Here is an 18,630-nt window from a genome sequence, read left to right as displayed (position 1 = left end):
AACATCTTGCCGTTTAGATTTTGACGTGGGAAGTGCTAGTAAGAGAATTAGTTATCTCTTATGTCGGTACAGTAAGCTAAACTTTTAAAAGGAGGTACGATTCTTGTAATGGAGCGTTGTAAAGATGTGGCATAATTTGGTATATCTTGCAAACGCAGTTATGCGTACCAGTATGTAATTATATGTACAAAAAATGCCAATCATTTTACATTATGATATTTTAATATACAGTTTGCACTATTTTAAAGCATTCGTAAAGAATAATGTAGTAAGTGGGCAACAAAAAATTCTGATTTATATTAAGTGGCAAGTTTATGTTAAAATGAAATCGGAATTTCTCCTGTCTGAAAATGATGGAACATTCGATAATTAAGGAGGATAATATATGAATTCAGAGGAAGCAAAAGAAGTACTCGATAAATTGGCAAATCGGGAAATGGAAGAGTTCCGGATAACAAAAGAAGAATTTTTAGCTTTTCGTGAGGTTCTTGTTAAAAGGGATGACTTTAAACATTTTCGGGGGAATGCTCAACATAACGGAATGATAATTTATACGTATTTAGAAGAAGCGAGAAGTTGATGGATGTATAATTTGGGGTGGCTCATGATTGAGCCACCCCAAATTATTTATAATGGAAAAATCAATTGTTTCCTTAATTTATTTAAGGCGGACTTTCTCCATGATTTGACGGCTGCAGCAGTAACTTGATATATCTCAGCTATTTCAGTCACGGTTTTATTTTCAAGGTATGTCTGTAAAAGCCAGCGTTGCTGATTCAGTGTCAATCCTTCCGTATAGGTTAATATATTATCGATGGCAAAGGCCTCTTCATGCATTGAAAAAGGATCTTTAATCATCTCTAATAGGAAGGAATCAAAGGGTTCGGTACGGATTTCATATTTATGATGATGCTTTAATTCGTTCAGAATTTTGCCTTTGATTACCGTATAGGCATAGTTGGAGAATTGTCCGTATTCCTCATTGAAATTCCCTAATGACTCCCATAAAGCGATCAAGCCTACTTGAAAATATTCTTCCTTATTTTTATAGATGGAAAGTGAGCGGATAATATGATGGATCATCGGGGTGAATTCTTCCGTTAGCGCTGAGAAATCTTTCATTAAGCAAGTCACCTTTAGAAAGTGCACTTTCCTGTATTCCCGGGTGCTTATACCATAAATAAATCGATCGGATAAAGCCAAATGGCATAACCGAAAAATGGCGGTAATAACAAGTGGGTTTAAAAGGAGCTAAAGAGAACCTTTTTGGTAAGAAAAGGATAATTAAGGAGGTATTGAGTGTGTGGGAAATGAAAAAACACATCCTAAGATTGGGTGTGCCGAGATATCATGTTCCGTTTGTCGACAAGGGTAGTTTGGAATGGCCTCATTTAAAACAAGGATATATTTTATAGTTCAACTTTGATTTCCACTTCATCATCTGTGAGCCTCCTCGGCACGCCTGCGGGGGTCCCCCTTAGACCGCTTTTCCTGCAGGAGTCTCGAACACCCGCTCCAATCAACTTTGTTTTAAAACATAGAAATCCTTTTGACCGCAGATTTTTTGAGGCGGTGTAAAATTTAGATTTCCACTTCAGGCACTCGCTTTCCGCGGGCGGTCAGGGAGCCTCCTCGTCGCGCCTGCGGGGTCTCCCTTAGACGCGCTTTTCCCGCAGGAGTCTCGTCCTTCCGTTCCAATCAACTTTGTTTTAAAACATAGAAATCCTTTTGCCCGCGGTTTTTTTGAGGCGGTGTAAAATTTAGATTTCCACGGCAGGCACTCGCGTTCCGCGGGCGGTCAGGGAGCCTCCTCGTCGCGCCTGCGGGGTCTCCCTTAGACGCGCTTTTCCCGCAGGAGTCTCGTCCTTCCGTTCCAATCAACTTTGTTTTAAAACATAGAAATCCTTTTGTCCGCAGTTTTTTTTGAGGCGGTGTAAAATTTAGATTTCCACTTCAGGCACTCGCTTTCCGCGGGCGTTCTGGGAGCCTCCTCGGCGTGCCTGCGGGGTCTCCCTTAGACGCGCTTTTCCCGCAGGAGTCTCATCCTTCCGTTCCAATCAACTTTGTGTTTTAAAGAAAAAACAGCTGGCTCGTCTTATTCCGAACCCTATATAAGACTAGTATATCCTTCATGCTTTTTTCCCTGTACTAATTAATGGATGGAGAAATTTGCTACACTCCAGCCAAATAACTGGCTGGCCGAGACCCCGCAGGCGCTTATGCCGAGGAGGCTTGGCAGACAGTCGGCGGAAAGGGAGCGGATTTTTGAAATCAACTCGATCTTTTTTTAATAAAACCAATGTATTTGTTAACTTTGCGATTTTCTGAATCCAGCATCCTGTGCGTCTTTTTCAGTACAAAACATTTCTTCTGGTTTAGTTATTTCGTAATATTGGCCCGAAGGAATGTGATAAATTTTATTGCCTTTGGAATTTATATTCCCTTTAATTTGCGGGTTATTGCAAGACCCAATAGGCTTTTCCACGGATGCTTCTTTTGACTTCGAATCATCAAATCCTTTTGAAGTTGCATAGTTTTCGATTGACCAAATACCGATTTCGTTTTGTTGGGCTTGTTTTTGAATATTTTCCAATTCATCAAGGTATTTCGTGTTCGGTGCATAAACATAGGCTACCCTTGCCAGTCCTTTTTCCAGCAGGAGTTTATTCACCATTTTACCATCAACATAAAAATAGGCCAGCAGCCGGCCGTATTTATCTCTTTCACCTATGCCGGTTTCTACTTCCACTATAGAGCCAGAAGGCATGAGTTCCTTGGCGAACTTGCTTGCTTCAGGTCCAAAAGGCTGAACGGGCTTGGATGGGTGCACGGTTTCTGGAGTATCTATCAATAGTAGCCTGACCGTTTCTTGATTTCCATTAGTCATTTTGATTTTGACTGTATCTCCGTCAATAACTTTGATGATCTCGGCTGTGAATGTCTTGCCTTTTTCTTCATTTGAAGAGTCCGCACTGGATTGGGTGTCTTCGTTGGAGAGTGAATCTTCCTGTTTGGATTGATTGATCACGTTATCTGAAGCCGCCTGGCAACCAGACAACGTGATCAGGCAAAGCGCAGTAAGGAGAAAAACATTCAGGTAAGAATGTAAAAAGGAATTTCCGTTCATGATAAGTCCCTCCATTTATTAAGGTGTTTTCCACATCAGTCATGGATATATTCGGCAGGAATAATACTAACCTATAAAAATGCGAAAGAAAATGAAAATCTTTACATGCATCGCTACCCCAGATCAGGATAGTTTCTTATAATGATATGGTGGAGTAAGGGAGGCAGGCGGGTAAAATGATATTCAGGCTAGAAAATATTAAATATAAAGGGATTTTGAATATTGATGATTTGCAAATACCGGCGTATATGGTAACTTGTTTGACTGGGGAGAGCGGTGCAGGAAAAACCTCGCTGCTACGATTATTGAACAGGATGGATGACCCGGATAGCGGTTTAATTTATTATCAGGATCAGTTGCTGGATGAATTCAACCCGATAGAGCTCCGGCGTAAAGTCACAATGCTTTCTCAGGCACCATTCACTTTACCGGGTACGATTGAAGAAAATCTTCAGATTGGCCTGGAACTGACAGAACGGGAAAAAAAGGATAAAGAAGAATTGGTTAAAGCACTTGAAACCGTCCAGTTGCAGAAGTCCTTAGACGAGAGTGCGGAAAATCTTTCTGGCGGGGAGAAACAGCGACTGGCACTGGCGAGGTTACTTTTATTGAACTCCGAGGTGTATTTACTGGATGAGCCGACTTCAGCTCTTGATGAGGAAGCCGAGCTGAAGGTCATGGGCCGTTTTTTAGAAAAAGTGAAGCGGGAAAAAGGAACGGTCATCATGATAACCCATTCAAAACAGCTGGCGGACATGTGTGCTGAAGAGAGGATCGTTCTGAAAAAGGCGAAGGAGAGTGACTATTAATGGAGTCGAATGGGATAATAGATATTGAGTTCTGGCGTCTTTGTGCGGCCTACCTGTTTGTAGTGATTCTGCTCATAATCGTGAAATGGCGAGGGATTACACGGGAAAAGCAAATCATGCTCGCTACGGTGCGGATGACTGTCCAACTCATTCTCGCAGGATATGTTTTGACATATATCTTTGAAAATCCCCACCCGTTACTTTCTTTAGGATTTTTATGTGCGATGGCCCTGTTTTCCATCCATAATATTTTTAAGCAAGTGTCCCATACTCTTAATAAGAAAATCAAGAGGATGGTTATCTTAAGTATGTTGTCAGGTCCCATGGCTGCCTTGTTTTATTTTAATGTGGTCGTGATCCATTTCACGCCATGGTATGAGCCGAGGTACTTCATTCCAATTGCAGGGATGATTGTGGGGAATGCCATGACCGGAGTGACATTGGCGCTTAAAAACCTCCATGATGGGATTAGTGGTAATCGTGAAAAGGTAGAAGCGATGTTGATGCTTGGAGCGACTCCAGCGAAGGCTGTGAAGAAATATGTGGATGCTGCATTCGACTCGGCTGTGCTCCCGACTTTGAACAATATGCTCGGGATGGGGATTATCTTCCTTCCAGGAATGATGACAGGGCAAATCATGTCGGGGATAAGCCCGCTAATTGCTATTGAGTACCAGATTGCGATTCTGATTGGAATTCTCGGAAGTGTTTCAATAACGGTGGTCCTCTTCATTATGCTGAGTTTCAGGGCTTTTTTCACCAAAAATGCGCAGCTGTCCATTTAATCATTGAAGAATCTGAAAAGTAATAGTTGCAGTTCCATCTATATTTTTGTACTATTTTGTAGGTACCAATAGTTTTGGTTTGTTTGTTGGGAATGATAATGCTATCCTGATAAGGAAAAGGGCATTTCTTTTTTCATTTGGATAGAGAAAACCCCTTACATAACCTATTTTTGTTAATTTATCTTAAAGGAGATTGATCTATATGGTAGAAAAAACATTTACAGTAACTGCAGAAACAGGAATTCACGCTCGTCCGGCAACATTGCTTGTACAAGCTGCAGGAAAATTTGATTCAGAAATAAACCTTGCATATAAAGAGAAAAAAGTGAACCTTAAGTCCATTATGGGTGTAATGTCCCTAGGTATCGGCAAAGGGGCGGAAATTACGATTTCTGCTGAAGGAAGCGATGAAAACGATGCACTGAACACACTTGCTGAAACGTTGAACAGAGAAGGATTAGCAGAATAATGTCCACTTTGATTAGTGGAATAGCAGCTTCAAACGGAATAGCCATCGCTAAAGCCTATCGACTGACTGAGCCAGATTTATCGATTGTAAAAAGAAGCATAGAAGATGTCGGGGCTGAAATATCCCGTTTTAAGGAAGCTATTCAAAAGTCAACAAATGAATTGGAAATAATCAGGGATAAAGCCGAAAAGGATCTAGGGGCCGATAAAGCCGCAATCTTTGACGCGCACCTGCTTGTTTTGGCTGATCCGGAACTTATCACTCCAATTCAGGATAAAATACAATCAGAAAACGTCAACGCAGAGTTTTCTTTAAATGAAACCGCAAGCATGTTCATTACGATGTTTGAACAAATGGATAATGAATACATGAAGGAACGAGCAGCGGATATCCGTGACGTCACTAAACGGGTGCTGTCACATCTTTTAGGTGTTCATATTCCTAATCCGAGCATGATTGCTGAAGAAGTGATCATCATTGCGGAGGATTTGACTCCATCCGATACAGCACAGTTGAATCCGGCATATGTTAAAGGATTTACGACCGATATCGGTGGACGTACATCCCATTCAGCCATAATGGCCCGTTCATTGGAAATTCCAGCAGTCGTTGGAGCGAAGTCAGTGACCTCTTCCATTGAAAATGGTGACTTGGTCATAATTGACGGGTTAAAGGGTGAAGTCCACATCAATCCCACTCCTGAACTCGTGAAACGCTACGAAGAGGAGCAGGAAGCCTATGCCAGGCAAAAAGCTGAGTGGGCGAAACTTGTTCATGAAAAAACCGTTACGAATGATGGCCACCATGTGGAATTGGCAGCCAATATTGGCACGCCGAAAGATCTGGAGGGCGTACATCAAAATGGCGGTGAAGGCATCGGGTTATATCGTACGGAATTTCTTTATATGGGCAGAAATGACTTTCCAAGTGAAGAAGAACAGTTCGAGGCATATAAAGCTGTGCTGGAAGGAATGTCAGGGAAGCCTGTAGTCGTCAGAACGCTTGATATAGGCGGAGACAAGGAGTTGCCTTATTTAGAGCTTCCTAAGGAAATGAACCCTTTCCTTGGCTACCGTGCGATTCGCCTTTGCTTAAATGAGCAGGAGATTTTCAGGACCCAGCTCCGTGCCCTGCTTCGTGCAAGCATTTACGGGGATTTGAAGATCATGTTCCCGATGATTGCAACACTGGCTGAATTCCGCGAAGCTAAAGCCGTCTTGGCTGAAGTCAGGCAGGAATTGCTTGATAATGGTATTCAAGTTGCCGAAAAGATTGAAGTCGGAATCATGGTTGAAATCCCTTCAACTGCAGTGATGGCGGATATATTCGCTAAGGAAGTCGATTTCTTCAGCATAGGCACTAATGACTTGATTCAGTATACGATGGCCGCTGACCGAATGAATGAGAGAGTATCTTATTTATATCAACCATACAATCCAGCGATTTTACGCTTGGTTAAAATGGTCATAGATGCAGCTCATAAAGAAGGGAAATGGGCCGGAATGTGCGGGGAAATGGCTGGAGATGAAGTGGCCATCCCGATTTTAATCGGATTGGGCCTTGATGAATTCTCAATGAGTGCCACTTCGATTTTAAAAGCACGTTCTTTAATTAGCCAACTTTCGCTTGAAGAGATGAAAAAACTATCTCAGGAAGTTCTAGGGCTGGACACGAATGATAATGTGAAAGAAGCGGTTGTTAACGCTTTGAAGAAATAATTAAATCAGGAAAACAGCACCCCATCCATTAGAACCTTCGGATGGGGTGCTGTCCTGTAATTCTTGTTTAATTTAAAGAAAAAATGGTTTATTGCACCAAAATGGGGGTAAATAAAAAGCAAGCACAGTTGTTTAGCTCTTTTAGGGCAGCTGACATTCTCATTCCCCCTTTGAAGCCGGTTGGTTATCCAGCCGGCTATTTTTTTGCAAATAAAAAATCATAAGAATGATTATTCAGATTTTTCACTTTACGGTTATAACGATATAATGGAATTATATTTTTAAGAAGATGGAGGTTAGATATAATATGGAATTTCATTTGGAAAAGAAAAATGCCTTGATTTTAGCTTCAAGTCAAGGTTTGGGGATGGCTATGGCAGCCGAATTGGTTAAAGAAGGAGCAAATGTCATGCTAGCCAGCCGTGATGGAGAAAAGCTAGCCGCCGTACAAAGGGAATTATCACAGCTTGGGACGGGTAAAGTTTCTTATAAGGTAACGGATATAACAAAAGCTGAAGATATTAAAAGCCTGGTGGCGCAAACCGCTGAAGAATTCGGCGGTATCGATATTCTTATTAATAATGCAGGAGGTCCTCCAGGAGGTTCTTTTTCAGATTTCAATGATGTAGAATGGCAACAATCTTTTGAACTTAATTTACTAAGCTTCATAAGGACGATCCGTGAAAGCTTGCCACATTTAAAAAAACAAGGCGGAAAAATCGTTAATATTGCTTCTTCATCCATTAAGGAACCGATTCCAGGACTGATATTATCGAATACATTCCGGACGGCAATCGTTGGTTTGTCGAAGACGTTAGCTTCAGAATTAGCACCAGACAGGATTTTGATCAATACAGTCGGTCCAGGAAGAATCGCAACGGATCGTGTTCAGCACCTTGATAAGATGAATGCAGAGAAACAAGGCGTCACTCCTGAGGAGATGACTGAACAATCCATTAACAAAATCCCTCTTGGGCGTTATGGGGAACCCGAGGAATTTGCAAAGTTCGTTACTTTCCTTGTTTCAGGTGCTAATACATATATAACGGGGCAGTCCTATTTAGTTGACGGAGGAATGATAAAGTCCATTTAAGTTCTTTTTTAAACAAAATGATTGGGAGGAATCTGCATTGATGCAATCGAACAAAGTGATCGGCTTCATTGGATTAGGAGTTATGGGAAAAAGCATGGCCGCACATCTACTTAAGGCGGGGTTTGAGGTATTTGTTTATACAAGGACGAAAGATAAGTCAAGTGAACTGCTCTCACAGGGAGCGAAGTGGGCAGCTGCTCCAAAGGAAATTGCGCAAAAAGCTAATGTGATCATTTCCATGGTGGGATACCCTAGTGATGTGGAAGAAATCTATCTTGGGGAAAATGGGCTTATCGAGAACGGGAAACAAGGAACCTATTTAATCGATATGACGACCTCGACTCCAACTTTGGCAGTGAAGATAGCAGAGGAAGCGAAGAAAAAGGGCATGGAATCCTTGGATGCACCGGTTTCCGGAGGGGATATCGGTGCTCGTGATGCAAAGCTTACGATCATGGTCGGCGGGTCTAGTGAGGCATTTGAAGCGGTCCGGCCCATTTTTGATATCCTTGGCAGCAATGTTGTCCATCAAGGCCCTGCTGGTTCGGGACAGCATACGAAAATGTGCAATCAAATCGCCATTGCATCCAATATGATCGGAGTGACTGAAGCGATTTCCTATGCCCAAAAGGCGGGGTTGGATCCGGACCGGGTATTAAGAAGCATATCATCGGGGTCTGCCGGGAGCTGGTCATTGTCCAATCTCGTACCGCGGATGGTTGAAGGGGATTTTGAACCTGGTTTTTATATTAAGCATTTTATCAAGGATATGAAGATTGCACTTGATGAAGCGGAAAGAATGGGAATGGACGTTCCTGGGTTAAGCCTGAGCAAATCCCTGTATGAGGGGCTGGCAGAAGCTGGCGAAGAAAATAGCGGTACACAGGCATTATATAAACATTATAATTAAGTGCTAGCATTTCTTTATCATGAATAAGCTGATAGCGACAGCCTTTACAAAAAGGAGTGAAAGCTATGGGCGAATTCGATGATATCAATATGAAATTCCAAGAATTAGAAGATGGTCGATATATTGTAAGGATTGAAGGTTTTAAACGAGAAAAAACCATTCATCAAACAAAGCCCATTCGTTGGGATCTGAAATTAATGAATGAAAGTCCGCTAATCTTGCCGGTGAAATTCAGTCATATCGAAACGAATGCCGGTTTTCAGATATTGATGCGCGAATTGAAGAGCTTAGGCTTTTCAAAGCCGCGCTCCGCAAAGGAATTTGAAGAAGTGATGGCTGATTTACTTGGTTCCATCGTTGAAGTGAGCCTTACCACGACAAATAAGGAAGAAGGATATCGGGAAATTCGTTTTTTACGAAGATTGTATTAGTTGGCGGCAAGGTGAAAAACCTTAGGTAGCCTGACATCCTTGAAAATTGGAAAGTGGCCTTCAATTGTCCATTCAATTGAAGGCCACTATTTTTTTGCGATTACTTTTTAGCTAAAAAAGCTTCAATACGGTCCAAGGCCTTTTCCAGGGTCTCCATGGAATAGGCATAAGATATCCTGAAGTACCCTTCGCCAAGAGGAGAGAAGGCATCTCCAGGGACCACTGCCACTTTTTCCTGTTGAACAAGCTTAAGGCAAAAGTCAAGGGAAGAGGCATAGCCTTCAGGCAGCTTTATAAAGAAGTAAAAGGCACCATTTGGTTTGACTATTTCCAGTTTCATCGCTTGTAAGCGACTGTACACGTATTCCCGTCTTCGTGCATACTCGGTCTTCATGGGTATTGCATCATTTCTGCCTGCCGTCAATGCTTCCAAGGCAGCTCTCTGCGATATGGATGTGGCACATGTCACATTGTATTGGTGAACCTTCAGGAGATGCTGAGAGATGGCTGCAGGCGCAAACAGAAGGCCAATCCTCCACCCGGTCATGGAATGGGACTTGGACAATCCGTTCAAGACGATGGTTTGTTCTTTTAAGAAAGTGGCAATCGAAACATGCTCCTGATCGAATACCAGCTCACTGTATATCTCATCAGCCAATATGAAGATGTCCTTGCCCCTAACAAGTTCGGCAATGTCCAATAATTCTTCGGCAGTTAATGTAACCCCGGTCGGATTCGATGGATAGGGCAGAACGATGCACCGAGTGTTTTCAGTTATGTACTTTTCAAGTATATCTGCCGTCAAACGAAATCCATTTTTTGTTGTATCGGCATAAACAGGTGTTGCGCCGCACATCTTAATGATGGGTTCGTATCCCGGATATACCGGACCCGGTAATATTACTTCGTTCCCTGGGATGAGGATCGTCCGAAAGGCAATGTCTATGCCTTCGCTGGCACCAGAGGTCACGATCACTTCATTCGCGGGATCATAGTTAAGCTTGTATTTGTCTTTTACATAATTTGAAGCGGCTTCCCTTAATTCCAGATAGCCGGCATTGTGAGTATAAACGGTATAGTCATTATCGATGGCTTGTTTTGCCGCTTCTTTAATATGCGTTGGAGTTGGAAAATCAGGCTGTCCTATCGTTAAGGAAATGGTGCCTTCGATATCAGCGACCATATTGTAGAATTTGCGGATTCCTGATATTTGTACGTCTTTTACTAGAGGGTTTATTAAATGTTCCATCTATGAATATCCTCCCTTATCTACCTACATGAATTTATGTACTATGTTTGACTCATTCATCCTATTTTATCATTTAGTTTGGAGGGGGAGAAAACTTTTTGAGATTAATGAAATAAAGGTATAATGTATGATAAGAAAATTTTGAGGGTTGATACATTTGATAAGGACTTGCGCAATTACTTCTAATCAAGAAATCAGTTTTGATTTACCGCTAACGGAAATGAATAATCCGGATATCGAGTGGTACTGGGTGGATTTTTCCAATCCCACAAACAAGGAAATCGAACTTTTAACCAACCATTTTCACTTTCATCCGCTGGCAATTGAAGATTGCCTGGATGATTTTAATCAACGTCCCAAAATGGATTTTTATGAAGGCTACCAATTTCTTGTGATTCATGCTTTAAGGGAGAAGGTATTTAAAGCAGTTGAATTGGATATGTTTGTCGGTGAAAAATGGATAGTCAGTTTTCATAAGGAAGATATGCTTGAACTAGAAAAGGTATGGGAAGAAATTGCCGGTAATAAAATGTTGAAGCAAAGTCCCTTTTTCTTGATGCATAGGATAATTGACAGGATCGTCGATGAATTCTTCCCGCCTGTTTATAAAATTGAAAGCGAATTGGCTAGCATTGAGGAAAATACTGAAAATGACACGATTAACGAATTGATGGATCAGCTTTTCGATTTACGTACAGATATGTCCAGGCTCCGGCGGACCATATTGCCGATGCGTGATTTATTGTACAGAATGATTTCATCGGAGCGTCTGAATTACTTGAAAGATCAGCATCTATATTTTAATGATGTGTACGATCATCTTCTTAAATTGACTGAAATGCTTGAATCGTATCGAGATTTTTCGTCCGATATCCGTGATAGCTATTTGTCTGTGAACTCTAATAATATGAATTCAACGATGATGACATTGACTGTCATCACTACCATTTTCATGCCGCTGACCTTCATAGTGGGCGTATATGGGATGAATTTTGAATATATGCCGGAATTAAATTGGCATTATGGCTATTTCCTCATTCTTGGAACGATGGGCGGTATTGCCTTGATGATGTTTTTATTCTTTGTAAAAAAAGGTTGGCTCAATCCAAAGAAAAGGTCGCGAAATAGATAAGAATCAGTTGAGAAATTGGTGAGTATGCATTATTTTGTTTGCGCGGCGCAGGTTTATATCGAAGTGATAGGCTTACGAACGATATGGTGGCGGAATGAAAGTGGTGAAAATGAGCTTGGAATAAGGGGGACTCAGATGGGTCCCTTTTTTGTTTGTGCTTTAATAAAGGCTCTTTTCGTAAAGATTGATGTTTTTAAAACGAAACTATTTAAGGTTGATTGGAGCGGAAGTGCGAGACTCCTGCGGGAGCAGCGGGACAGGTGAGATCCCACAGGCGTTTACGTCAAGGAGGCTCACCGCCCGCCCCGCGGAAAGCGAGCATCTGGAGGGGAAATCAACCACAACTCACTACCTGGTAAATAGCAACAAAGTCTGTGAAAACAGCCTTAATAAATGATCACTTCTGGATTTTTTTTATCCATGTACTAAACAAAAGAAATATTTAACCGAATTATTAGGTATGAGTCCATTGATGAAACCATGATATTTTTCCTAGCGGTTTAATGATTTATGGAATTTTGAAATGAAAAAGCAGAAGGGCGGGATGAAACCGTGGAAGCAAATAAAGGAATATTACTGGAAAGTGGAACGAATGAGCTTGAGATAGTGGAATTCGGTCTCGGAAAGAATAAATTCGGCATTAACGTAATTAAGGTTAAGGAAATCATCAATCCTGTCCCCATCACGCTTGTCCCTCATTCCCATCCAAATGTGGAGGGGATCATAGAGCTTCGCAGAGAAGTACTGCCAGTTGTGAATGTCGCGGATGCTTTAGGGTTTCCGCCATCTGAATCTCCTGAGCAGGATAAATTCATAGTGGCTGAATTCAATCAGCAAAAAGTGGTTTTCCATGTCCATACCGTAACACAGATCCACCGTATTTCCTGGTCCCAAATTGAAAAGCCTTCGGATATGTATCAGGGCCTTGAAAGTCAGATTATCGGAGTAATAAAATTAAATAGTGAAATGTTACTGTTACTCGATTTTGAAAAAATAGTGGTCGAAATCAATCCAGAATCAGGAATAAACATCCAGCAGGTAAAAAAGCTTGGTATCCGGCAAAATTCTGACAAGAGAATCCTGATTGCTGAAGATTCACCATTACTGAGAAAGCTGCTGTTCGATACATTGTCAGAAGCAGGATTCAAGTACTTGGAGTTTTATGAGAATGGACTTGATGCAATTAATTATCTTGAGAATTTGATTGGATCAGGCAAATTGGTTGAAGATGAAGTGCAACTGGTGATCACCGATATTGAGATGCCTCAGATGGATGGGCATCATTTGACTAGAAGAATAAAGGAAAACGGGGAACTCGCTGGGCTGCCGGTGATTATTTTCTCTTCTTTGATTACTGACAGCCTGCGTCATAAAGGTCAAGTCGTAGGGGCTGACGCGCAAATCAGCAAGCCTGAAATTGCAGAGCTTATAAAGTTGATAGACAGATTGGTATTATGAATGTGAAAAAGGGCCGATGAGGCATTACCTCACGGCCCTTTTGATTTATCAATGATCAATACTTGGAACCTTTTCCTAAAAAGGAGGATGGGAATGGATTGTGAAAAGGTTGCTTGACCGACTTGCGCCCGTGAGCCCTTTTCTCGGTATTGGTTGTGTTCGGTTGTTTTTCACCTGCTTGTCCAACGTAAGATTGCAGGATCTGTTTGGCCTTTGATAATGACAAGGCGGCTTTAGGGTTCCGTATGGAGGCTGCCCGGCTGCCGAGGTGGGGTAGTTTTTTCAAATCTTCCTTAGTGGGAGGTAAATGAAAAACATATGATCCGCATTCGACAATGACGTCGGATTGTTGTGCTGCAAAGCGAGGGTTATCAGAGAAATGAAGTCCAATCTTCTTCGCTTTTCCTTCTTGCATAAGCTTGCTTAATGCGAGCCGTTTTAAATTATATAAATTCTTTGGCTCCAATGCAGTCTTTGCATGTTTATTGACAATAAACACGGCTTGGGCAAGGGAGTTTATCGAAAACTCATCCCTTTCAGAATGTCCTTTCGTTTGGTTCATTAGTGGAAACTCCTTTTCTTAATAAGGTTAGAAGGACGTTACATACAGACTTCCTTCAGGAAAAACCTGTTTTATATATTGGTTGAAATAGGGACGTATGTGCAACTAGGCAGAAAATAGTGAAAAAATTAAGCATGTACATCTCTAGGGTATGACCATCATTTCCCAACACTTTACCATCTATTCATTTTCATATTATACCACTTCAAAATATATAGGGAAGTAAAATTCAATCCGACTCCCTTTTGGTCCAAGAAAAAGAAGGCGTTTATGTCGCCTTCTGTCCAACTCTTATTGAGTGTAAATATTGATATTTTCAGATACCCCAGCCTGTGCGCCGAATTGTTGTTGCTGGTAACCCTGAAAGCCTTGATAGGGAGGGTACGCTGGATAAGCAGGGTAAGGAGGGTAGGCGGGCGGGTATGGAGGAGGATATGGAGGATAGACAGGTGGACGGTTATTGAATAGCAACGGTCCAATTGCCAATCCTGCAACAAAAGCTACAGGAGCCAATAGCGGAAAGAAAGGAAAGAAGCGCTCGTCATTCCAATATTCAGGTCCATATTCATTCCCATATGCATTTCTGTAATCGTTCTGCAGCATTATGGTCTGTGGATAGTGGTAATAAGGTAAATACTGTGTTTGCATAATTAGCCTCCTTTTCTCAAATTCTTTACATAGTATGGATTTTTTAAAGAAAAGAGCCTGTTTCATCTTAATCTGTTATAATGAAGCTACTTATGATAAAAATTTGGGGTGACCTGGATGGAACGGTTTAAAAGCATTTTTGCAGTCGGTTTTGGAGGAGCGGCTGGAGCGATATTGCGTTATTGCGTAATCTTGTCTGCCGGTCATTCTTTCTTCCCGCTTGGAACCCTCTTAATAAATATAGTAGGCAGCTTTTTACTTGGAATGATAAATGGGTATTTCGCCTCAAAAAAGAAATCGTTTGTTTTTTTTGCGCTGGGCAGCGGGTTTTGCGGCGGTTTTACCACGATGTCCACATTTTCTCAAGAAGTGGTGAATCTCCTGCAGACTTCTCTGCCATTGGCGGGAATGTATCTTGGAGCCACGCTTTTATTTGGTTTGGCCGCTGGTTTCCTTGGACTGGGCCTGTTTGAAAAACGGAGAGGTGAGACTCTTTGATTGAGGTTCTTTCAGTTTTTATAGGAGGCTTTTTTGGGGCAGCTTCTAGATATGTCTTCCAGATTATTTTTAATAGGCTATTGCCAGCCGTCTCGATACCCGTTAGCATTTTACTGATTAATCTTATAGGATCCTTTGGGCTGGGAATGGTGTTGCCACAGAAAGAAAGCTGGGCTTTATCATTGCAGGTTTTTCTGACGATAGGTTTCCTTGGCGCCTTTACGACCTTTTCAACATTCAGTATGGAAACACTTGAACTTATAAGAAAACACCGTTATATAGATTGCCTTATCTATATAACGGTGTCTGTTTTAGGTTGTATCGGCACTTTCCTATGTGGCTATTTAAGTATGGTATGACCTTTATGGCAATTACCATGGGTACTGGTAAAAAAAACCTGGTTTTCTCAGATATACATCTAATGCTATAATTCATAGGAGTCGATTACAAATGATTCATGGCTACAAGTTGTTTTATCCGCACAGGTTTTGTTAATAAGTGCGGCGGTTTTCCCCTGTGTTCTTTTTCTATCATCTTTCGGCTTGGAATTCGTAAACAGTTAACTCCGGACGTGAAAGAAAACGGTAGGGGAGACGGGTAGTGCCAAGGCCTCTATTAACATGTAACGTTAATGAATCGATTTCATACGTGCCTTCCCGGTACTTTTCAGCGTATGGGGGAGTTACCAGGGCACCGGCGAAGGGAATTTGCACTTGACCTCCATGACTGTGTCCGCTTATTTGATACTGGATGTCGTAAGTCCTTGATATGTCGGCAAGGTCAGGGGCATGTGAAAGCATGATGGTGAACACTTCCTTCGGGATGCCGAAAAGGGCCTTTTCAAAATCCGGCTTTCCTAGCATGGCATCATCAACACCGGCAATGATTATTTCTTCAGCCGTTAATAAGGTTATCTTAGCTGAGGTATTTTGCAACATGGTAAAATGGGATTTTTCCATGATATCGCTGTAAATTTCTGAGCCATATCCCCCATGATCATGGTTACCGTAGATGCTGAATTTTCCAAGCGGCGCTTTGAGCTGATTCAAAACGAGAGGGATTTTTTTGTGAGCCTTGTATTTATTAGGCTGGTCCATTAAATCTCCAGTAAATAAAATAACATCAGGGTCCAGTTCGTTAATCTTATTGACAATTGCTTGTAAATCCTTAAGCTGAAATTGAAAGCCTAAATGCGTATCGCTGAATTGGACCATTTTCATGCCATGAAAACCTTTTGGGATAAGCGGATTGCTGATGATTTTATGCTTGGTTTCCAACCATTTCGGTTCCAAATTATGGGCATAAAAGTTTCCGCCAATACCTAAACCGGTTAAGGTAGCCAAAGTACCAAGACTTTTCTTTAAGAATGTTCTTCTGGAAATGGGTTTATTCAAATTAATCAACCTATCTAATATAAAAATGTTACTTCCTCATACTAACAAACAATATACATAAATTGAAGAAAATATCTTCTATAAGCTTATGAAAAACATGTAAACTGGGGTTTGATGAAACCGTATCCGGTTTGAAATTGAACATCTATACGGAGGTAACATGATGACCGAACCAATGTTTATTACACTGATTATACTTCTATGCGCGATTGCGCTTTTTATACAAGGAAAATTTCGAGCAGATTTAATTGCACTTAGTGCGCTATCCATTCTTGGGTTACTGGGGATTCTATCATTGGATGAACTAGTGGCCGGTTTTGCGAATCAAGTGGTCATCATGCTGGCTGGGCTATTTATAGTCGGTGCCGGCCTGTTAAATACAGGAATCGTGGAAAAGGCAGGAAATAAGTTGTTGGGTTTATGTGGGGGCAGTGAATGGAAATCGCTGCTTATCGTCATGCTGACAGCAGGAATATTAAGTGCTTTTTTAAGCGGAACTGGAATTGTTTCCATACTGCTACCGCTCGTCATGAGCATGGCCTTACAACAAAAAACAAGTCCGACAAGGTATTTATTGCCCCTTGCCTATGCAAGCAGTATTGGAGGGCTATTAACACTTACGGGTACTCCCTCCAATATGATCGTCGCTGATGTATTACGGCAAAATGGAATAGGGAATTTATCATTTTTTGACTTTACACCTGTGGGCTTAGTCGCCTTTGCAGCAGGGTTATTCTTCATGTTGACACTCGGACGCCTGTTGCTTCCCGAGAAGACCATTGCAGCGAACAATAGTGTAAAGGGACTGTCGGCAGGGGAGCTTGCCGGCATGTACAAAGTATATGACCGATTGCATTATCTGCATATACCTGCTACTTCCGATATTGTTGGGGAAAGGCTGTCGGACCTCCAGCTCCCTATTCAGTATGAATTGACTTTAATTGAAATCCAGCGGAAGCCAAAGGATAAGCAACTGCCGCTGTTGCAAAGGCAGCAGACGATTTCAGCCAGGGCGGATGAGGTTCTTCACCCTGAAGATATCATTTTGGTGTTTGGAGAAGAAGAGGCAGTTGAGAGATTGGCACTTAACTTTGAACTGGAATTTAAACATTTCAATACCGAACAAATAAAGAAACATTTTCTTAGCAGTAGATTTGGATTGACGGAAATACTGATCGTCCCGAACTCGGATTATGAAAATCAAACTTTAATAGATGTCCATTTTCGTGAGAAATACCAATGTAATGTACTGGCAATCAATCGGAATGGCGAATATATTCAAGCGGATGTCGGAACGGAACGCCTGAAACCGGGGGATGCAATCCTGATACATGGAGAATGGGAGAACATTGAAAGGATTTCCTCGGATTTGCAGGATGTTATCGTTATTGGGAGTACATCGGAAGATGGCTCTCCGGTGAATTCCAAGGGCAAAGCGTGGATTGCCTTGGGAATCACTGCTTTGATGGTCATTCTTTTATCGATGGAATCCGTCCCTGCTGTACTGTCGGTATTGACGGCTGCATTGTTGATGGTGGTTACTGGCTGTGTCCGTTCGATGGAGGATGCTTACCAAAAGATTAACTGGGAACCTGTGCTATTGATAGCTGCCATGTTCGGAATTACGGCTGCATTGGATAATACGGGTGGAGTGAGAATGATAAGTGATTGGCTGGCCGTTTTATTCAGTAATATCGGAGCACACGGCATTTTAGCGGTCTTTTACCTCCTGACACTGATCCTGAGCCAATTCATCCCGTATGGAGCCGCGACGGTTATCATGACGCCCATCGCCCTGACATCTGCGGTTAATCAAGGAATCGATCCACTACCTGTGTTTCTATGCCTTGCCGTTGCTGGCAGTTTGGCGTTATCCACTCCAAGGGTTGCCACTACCAACGCGCTTGTCATGACGGCAGGTGATTACAAGCATAAAGATTTTATCATGATCGGGATATCCATACAGATTTTCATTGGCGTTATCATGGTGATCACGATACCATGGTTCTTCCCTTTCTGATCAGACCGAAGGCATTGTTCCATATATGGACAATGCCTTCGGTTTCTTTGAATTAATCGCAGCGAAAGTAAGCATCGCAGCAATCGACAATTTTTTAAGTCCCCTTAAAGTATTCAATGCATACCATGCTTTTCTTTTGCATCTGCGGATACAAGCTCAATCGTTTCTTTACGTTAGCATATATAGGTTTTATATCTTGATGATTACACAGATAAGCATCCTCATCACCTCAAGTTTTATTAATTCTATTTAAAACCATGAAGACTTTAGGCAAAGGGTTCTATCTAAAAGTTAAACAAAGTTGATTGGAACGGAAGGTACGAGACT

At 41.7% G+C, this 18,630-nt stretch carries 18 protein-coding genes and 2 pseudogenes; 13 read left to right on the top strand and 7 right to left on the bottom strand.

The features are described 5' to 3' along the window. Positions 1 to 385: 385 nt before the first annotated feature. The gene (locus A6755_RS19915) at positions 386 to 580 is read left to right on the top strand and encodes a hypothetical protein (RefSeq protein WP_034314139.1); all 195 of its coding nucleotides are present in this window, start codon (positions 386 to 388) and stop codon (positions 578 to 580) included. 47 nt (positions 581 to 627) lie between these two features. On the opposite strand, the gene A6755_RS19910 is transcribed toward A6755_RS19915, so the two are convergent. Together A6755_RS19910 and A6755_RS19900 are read right to left on the bottom strand one after the other, a co-directional pair. Beyond that, entirely contained in the window at positions 628 to 1,122 is a 495-nt protein-coding gene (locus A6755_RS19910) for a sigma-70 family RNA polymerase sigma factor (protein WP_034314136.1), read from the bottom strand. Positions 1,123 to 2,308: 1,186 nt separating this feature from the next. After that, complete coding sequence (locus A6755_RS19900; RefSeq protein WP_063591730.1) at positions 2,309 to 3,127, bottom strand: thermonuclease family protein; 819 nt, start codon at positions 3,125 to 3,127, stop codon at positions 2,309 to 2,311. 179 nt (positions 3,128 to 3,306) lie between these two features. On the opposite strand from A6755_RS19900, the gene A6755_RS19895 reads away from it, so the two are divergent. The 7 genes and pseudogenes from A6755_RS19895 to A6755_RS19865 all read left to right on the top strand — a co-directional run bounded on the left by A6755_RS19895 (position 3,307) and on the right by A6755_RS19865 (position 9,342). Beyond that, positions 3,307 to 3,936: an ATP-binding cassette domain-containing protein gene (locus tag A6755_RS19895; protein WP_063592621.1), complete on the top strand. Its 630-nt coding sequence runs from the start codon at positions 3,307 to 3,309 to the stop codon at positions 3,934 to 3,936. Next, the gene (locus A6755_RS19890; protein ID WP_063591729.1) at positions 3,936 to 4,721 is read left to right on the top strand and encodes an ABC transporter permease; all 786 of its coding nucleotides are present in this window, start codon (positions 3,936 to 3,938) and stop codon (positions 4,719 to 4,721) included. The genes A6755_RS19895 and A6755_RS19890 overlap by 1 nt, the downstream gene beginning before the upstream one ends. 202 nt (positions 4,722 to 4,923) lie before the next feature. Further along, a complete protein-coding gene (locus A6755_RS19885) occupies positions 4,924 to 5,190 on the top strand; it encodes a phosphocarrier protein HPr (protein WP_034314127.1) in 267 nt (88 codons plus the stop codon). After that, complete coding sequence (gene ptsP, locus A6755_RS19880) at positions 5,190 to 6,908, top strand: phosphoenolpyruvate--protein phosphotransferase (protein WP_048678209.1); 1,719 nt, start codon at positions 5,190 to 5,192, stop codon at positions 6,906 to 6,908. The genes A6755_RS19885 and ptsP overlap by 1 nt, the downstream gene beginning before the upstream one ends. A 307-nt stretch (positions 6,909 to 7,215) precedes the next feature. Then, positions 7,216 to 8,001 (top strand): SDR family oxidoreductase, encoded by a 786-nt coding sequence (locus A6755_RS19875; protein ID WP_063591728.1) that lies wholly within the window; start codon positions 7,216 to 7,218, stop codon positions 7,999 to 8,001. Positions 8,002 to 8,023: 22 nt separating this feature from the next. Next, positions 8,024 to 8,911 (top strand): annotated as a pseudogene (locus A6755_RS19870) (NAD(P)-dependent oxidoreductase); the annotation flags it as partial. Between the two features lie 65 nt (positions 8,912 to 8,976). Continuing rightward, positions 8,977 to 9,342: a hypothetical protein gene (locus A6755_RS19865; protein ID WP_034314117.1), complete on the top strand. Its 366-nt coding sequence runs from the start codon at positions 8,977 to 8,979 to the stop codon at positions 9,340 to 9,342. A 100-nt stretch (positions 9,343 to 9,442) separates the two neighbouring features. Here the strand turns inward: A6755_RS19865 and A6755_RS19860 are convergent, their stop codons facing one another. After that, entirely contained in the window at positions 9,443 to 10,591 is a 1,149-nt protein-coding gene (locus A6755_RS19860; RefSeq protein WP_063591727.1) for an aminotransferase A, read from the bottom strand. A gap of 148 nt (positions 10,592 to 10,739) precedes the next feature. On the opposite strand from A6755_RS19860, the gene corA reads away from it, so the two are divergent. After that, complete coding sequence (gene corA, locus A6755_RS19855) at positions 10,740 to 11,723, top strand: magnesium/cobalt transporter CorA (protein ID WP_174878746.1); 984 nt, start codon at positions 10,740 to 10,742, stop codon at positions 11,721 to 11,723. A 552-nt stretch (positions 11,724 to 12,275) separates the two neighbouring features. Continuing rightward, entirely contained in the window at positions 12,276 to 13,181 is a 906-nt protein-coding gene (locus A6755_RS19850; RefSeq protein ID WP_063591726.1) for a chemotaxis protein, read from the top strand. Positions 13,182 to 13,236: 55 nt separating this feature from the next. On the opposite strand, the gene A6755_RS19845 is transcribed toward A6755_RS19850, so the two are convergent. Continuing rightward, on the bottom strand, positions 13,237 to 13,743 hold the full coding sequence (locus A6755_RS19845; RefSeq protein ID WP_052137475.1) for a YkyB family protein: 507 nt from the start codon (positions 13,741 to 13,743) through the stop codon (positions 13,237 to 13,239). Positions 13,744 to 14,034: 291 nt separating this feature from the next. Continuing rightward, a complete protein-coding gene (locus tag A6755_RS27390) occupies positions 14,035 to 14,346 on the bottom strand; it encodes a hypothetical protein (RefSeq protein WP_370028936.1) in 312 nt (103 codons plus the stop codon). A gap of 162 nt (positions 14,347 to 14,508) precedes the next feature. Here A6755_RS27390 and A6755_RS19835 point away from each other — a divergent pair, with 162 nt between their 5' ends. Beyond that, positions 14,509 to 14,889 carry a fluoride efflux transporter FluC gene (locus A6755_RS19835; protein WP_034314107.1) on the top strand — a complete coding sequence of 127 codons (381 nt, stop codon included), beginning with the start codon at positions 14,509 to 14,511 and terminating at the stop codon, positions 14,887 to 14,889. After that, positions 14,886 to 15,248, top strand: a complete 363-nt coding sequence (gene crcB, locus A6755_RS19830) for a fluoride efflux transporter CrcB (RefSeq protein WP_084737991.1) — start codon at positions 14,886 to 14,888, stop codon at positions 15,246 to 15,248. The genes A6755_RS19835 and crcB overlap by 4 nt, the downstream gene beginning before the upstream one ends. Before the next feature lie 171 nt (positions 15,249 to 15,419). On the opposite strand, the gene A6755_RS19825 is transcribed toward crcB, so the two are convergent. Continuing rightward, entirely contained in the window at positions 15,420 to 16,283 is an 864-nt protein-coding gene (locus A6755_RS19825) for a metallophosphoesterase (protein ID WP_034314103.1), read from the bottom strand. A gap of 163 nt (positions 16,284 to 16,446) precedes the next feature. On the opposite strand from A6755_RS19825, the gene A6755_RS19820 reads away from it, so the two are divergent. Beyond that, positions 16,447 to 18,303, top strand: a complete 1,857-nt coding sequence (locus tag A6755_RS19820) for an SLC13 family permease (protein WP_034314101.1) — start codon at positions 16,447 to 16,449, stop codon at positions 18,301 to 18,303. On the opposite strand, the pseudogene A6755_RS28350 reads toward A6755_RS19820, so the two are convergent. After that, positions 18,304 to 18,505 (bottom strand): annotated as a pseudogene (locus A6755_RS28350) (transposase); the annotation flags it as partial. Positions 18,506 to 18,630 lie beyond the last annotated feature (125 nt).

The organism is Peribacillus frigoritolerans (genome assembly GCF_001636405.1).
Taxonomy (GTDB): Bacteria; Bacillota; Bacilli; order Bacillales; family DSM-1321; genus Peribacillus; species Peribacillus frigoritolerans.
This window is presented reverse-complemented; position numbering and strand designations above follow the sequence as displayed.

What these genes read in the sequence shown, in the direction of transcription:
- A6755_RS19845 (WP_052137475.1), bottom strand. Translation starts at nt 13,743, where the DNA reads ATGAACCAAACGAAAGGACATTCTGAAAGGGATGAGTTTTCGATAAAC.
- A6755_RS19890 (WP_063591729.1), top strand. Translation starts at nt 3,936, where the DNA reads ATGGAGTCGAATGGGATAATAGATATTGAGTTCTGGCGTCTTTGTGCG.
- A6755_RS19875 (WP_063591728.1), top strand. Translation starts at nt 7,216, where the DNA reads ATGGAATTTCATTTGGAAAAGAAAAATGCCTTGATTTTAGCTTCAAGT.
- A6755_RS19820 (WP_034314101.1), top strand. Translation starts at nt 16,447, where the DNA reads ATGACCGAACCAATGTTTATTACACTGATTATACTTCTATGCGCGATT.
- A6755_RS19915 (WP_034314139.1), top strand. Translation starts at nt 386, where the DNA reads ATGAATTCAGAGGAAGCAAAAGAAGTACTCGATAAATTGGCAAATCGG.
- A6755_RS19885 (WP_034314127.1), top strand. Translation starts at nt 4,924, where the DNA reads ATGGTAGAAAAAACATTTACAGTAACTGCAGAAACAGGAATTCACGCT.
- A6755_RS19900 (WP_063591730.1), bottom strand. Translation starts at nt 3,127, where the DNA reads ATGAACGGAAATTCCTTTTTACATTCTTACCTGAATGTTTTTCTCCTT.
- A6755_RS19835 (WP_034314107.1), top strand. Translation starts at nt 14,509, where the DNA reads ATGGAACGGTTTAAAAGCATTTTTGCAGTCGGTTTTGGAGGAGCGGCT.
- A6755_RS27390 (WP_370028936.1), bottom strand. Translation starts at nt 14,346, where the DNA reads ATGCTGCAGAACGATTACAGAAATGCATATGGGAATGAATATGGACCT.
- A6755_RS19865 (WP_034314117.1), top strand. Translation starts at nt 8,977, where the DNA reads ATGGGCGAATTCGATGATATCAATATGAAATTCCAAGAATTAGAAGAT.
- ptsP (WP_048678209.1), top strand. Translation starts at nt 5,190, where the DNA reads ATGTCCACTTTGATTAGTGGAATAGCAGCTTCAAACGGAATAGCCATC.
- A6755_RS19910 (WP_034314136.1), bottom strand. Translation starts at nt 1,122, where the DNA reads ATGAAAGATTTCTCAGCGCTAACGGAAGAATTCACCCCGATGATCCAT.
- A6755_RS19860 (WP_063591727.1), bottom strand. Translation starts at nt 10,591, where the DNA reads ATGGAACATTTAATAAACCCTCTAGTAAAAGACGTACAAATATCAGGA.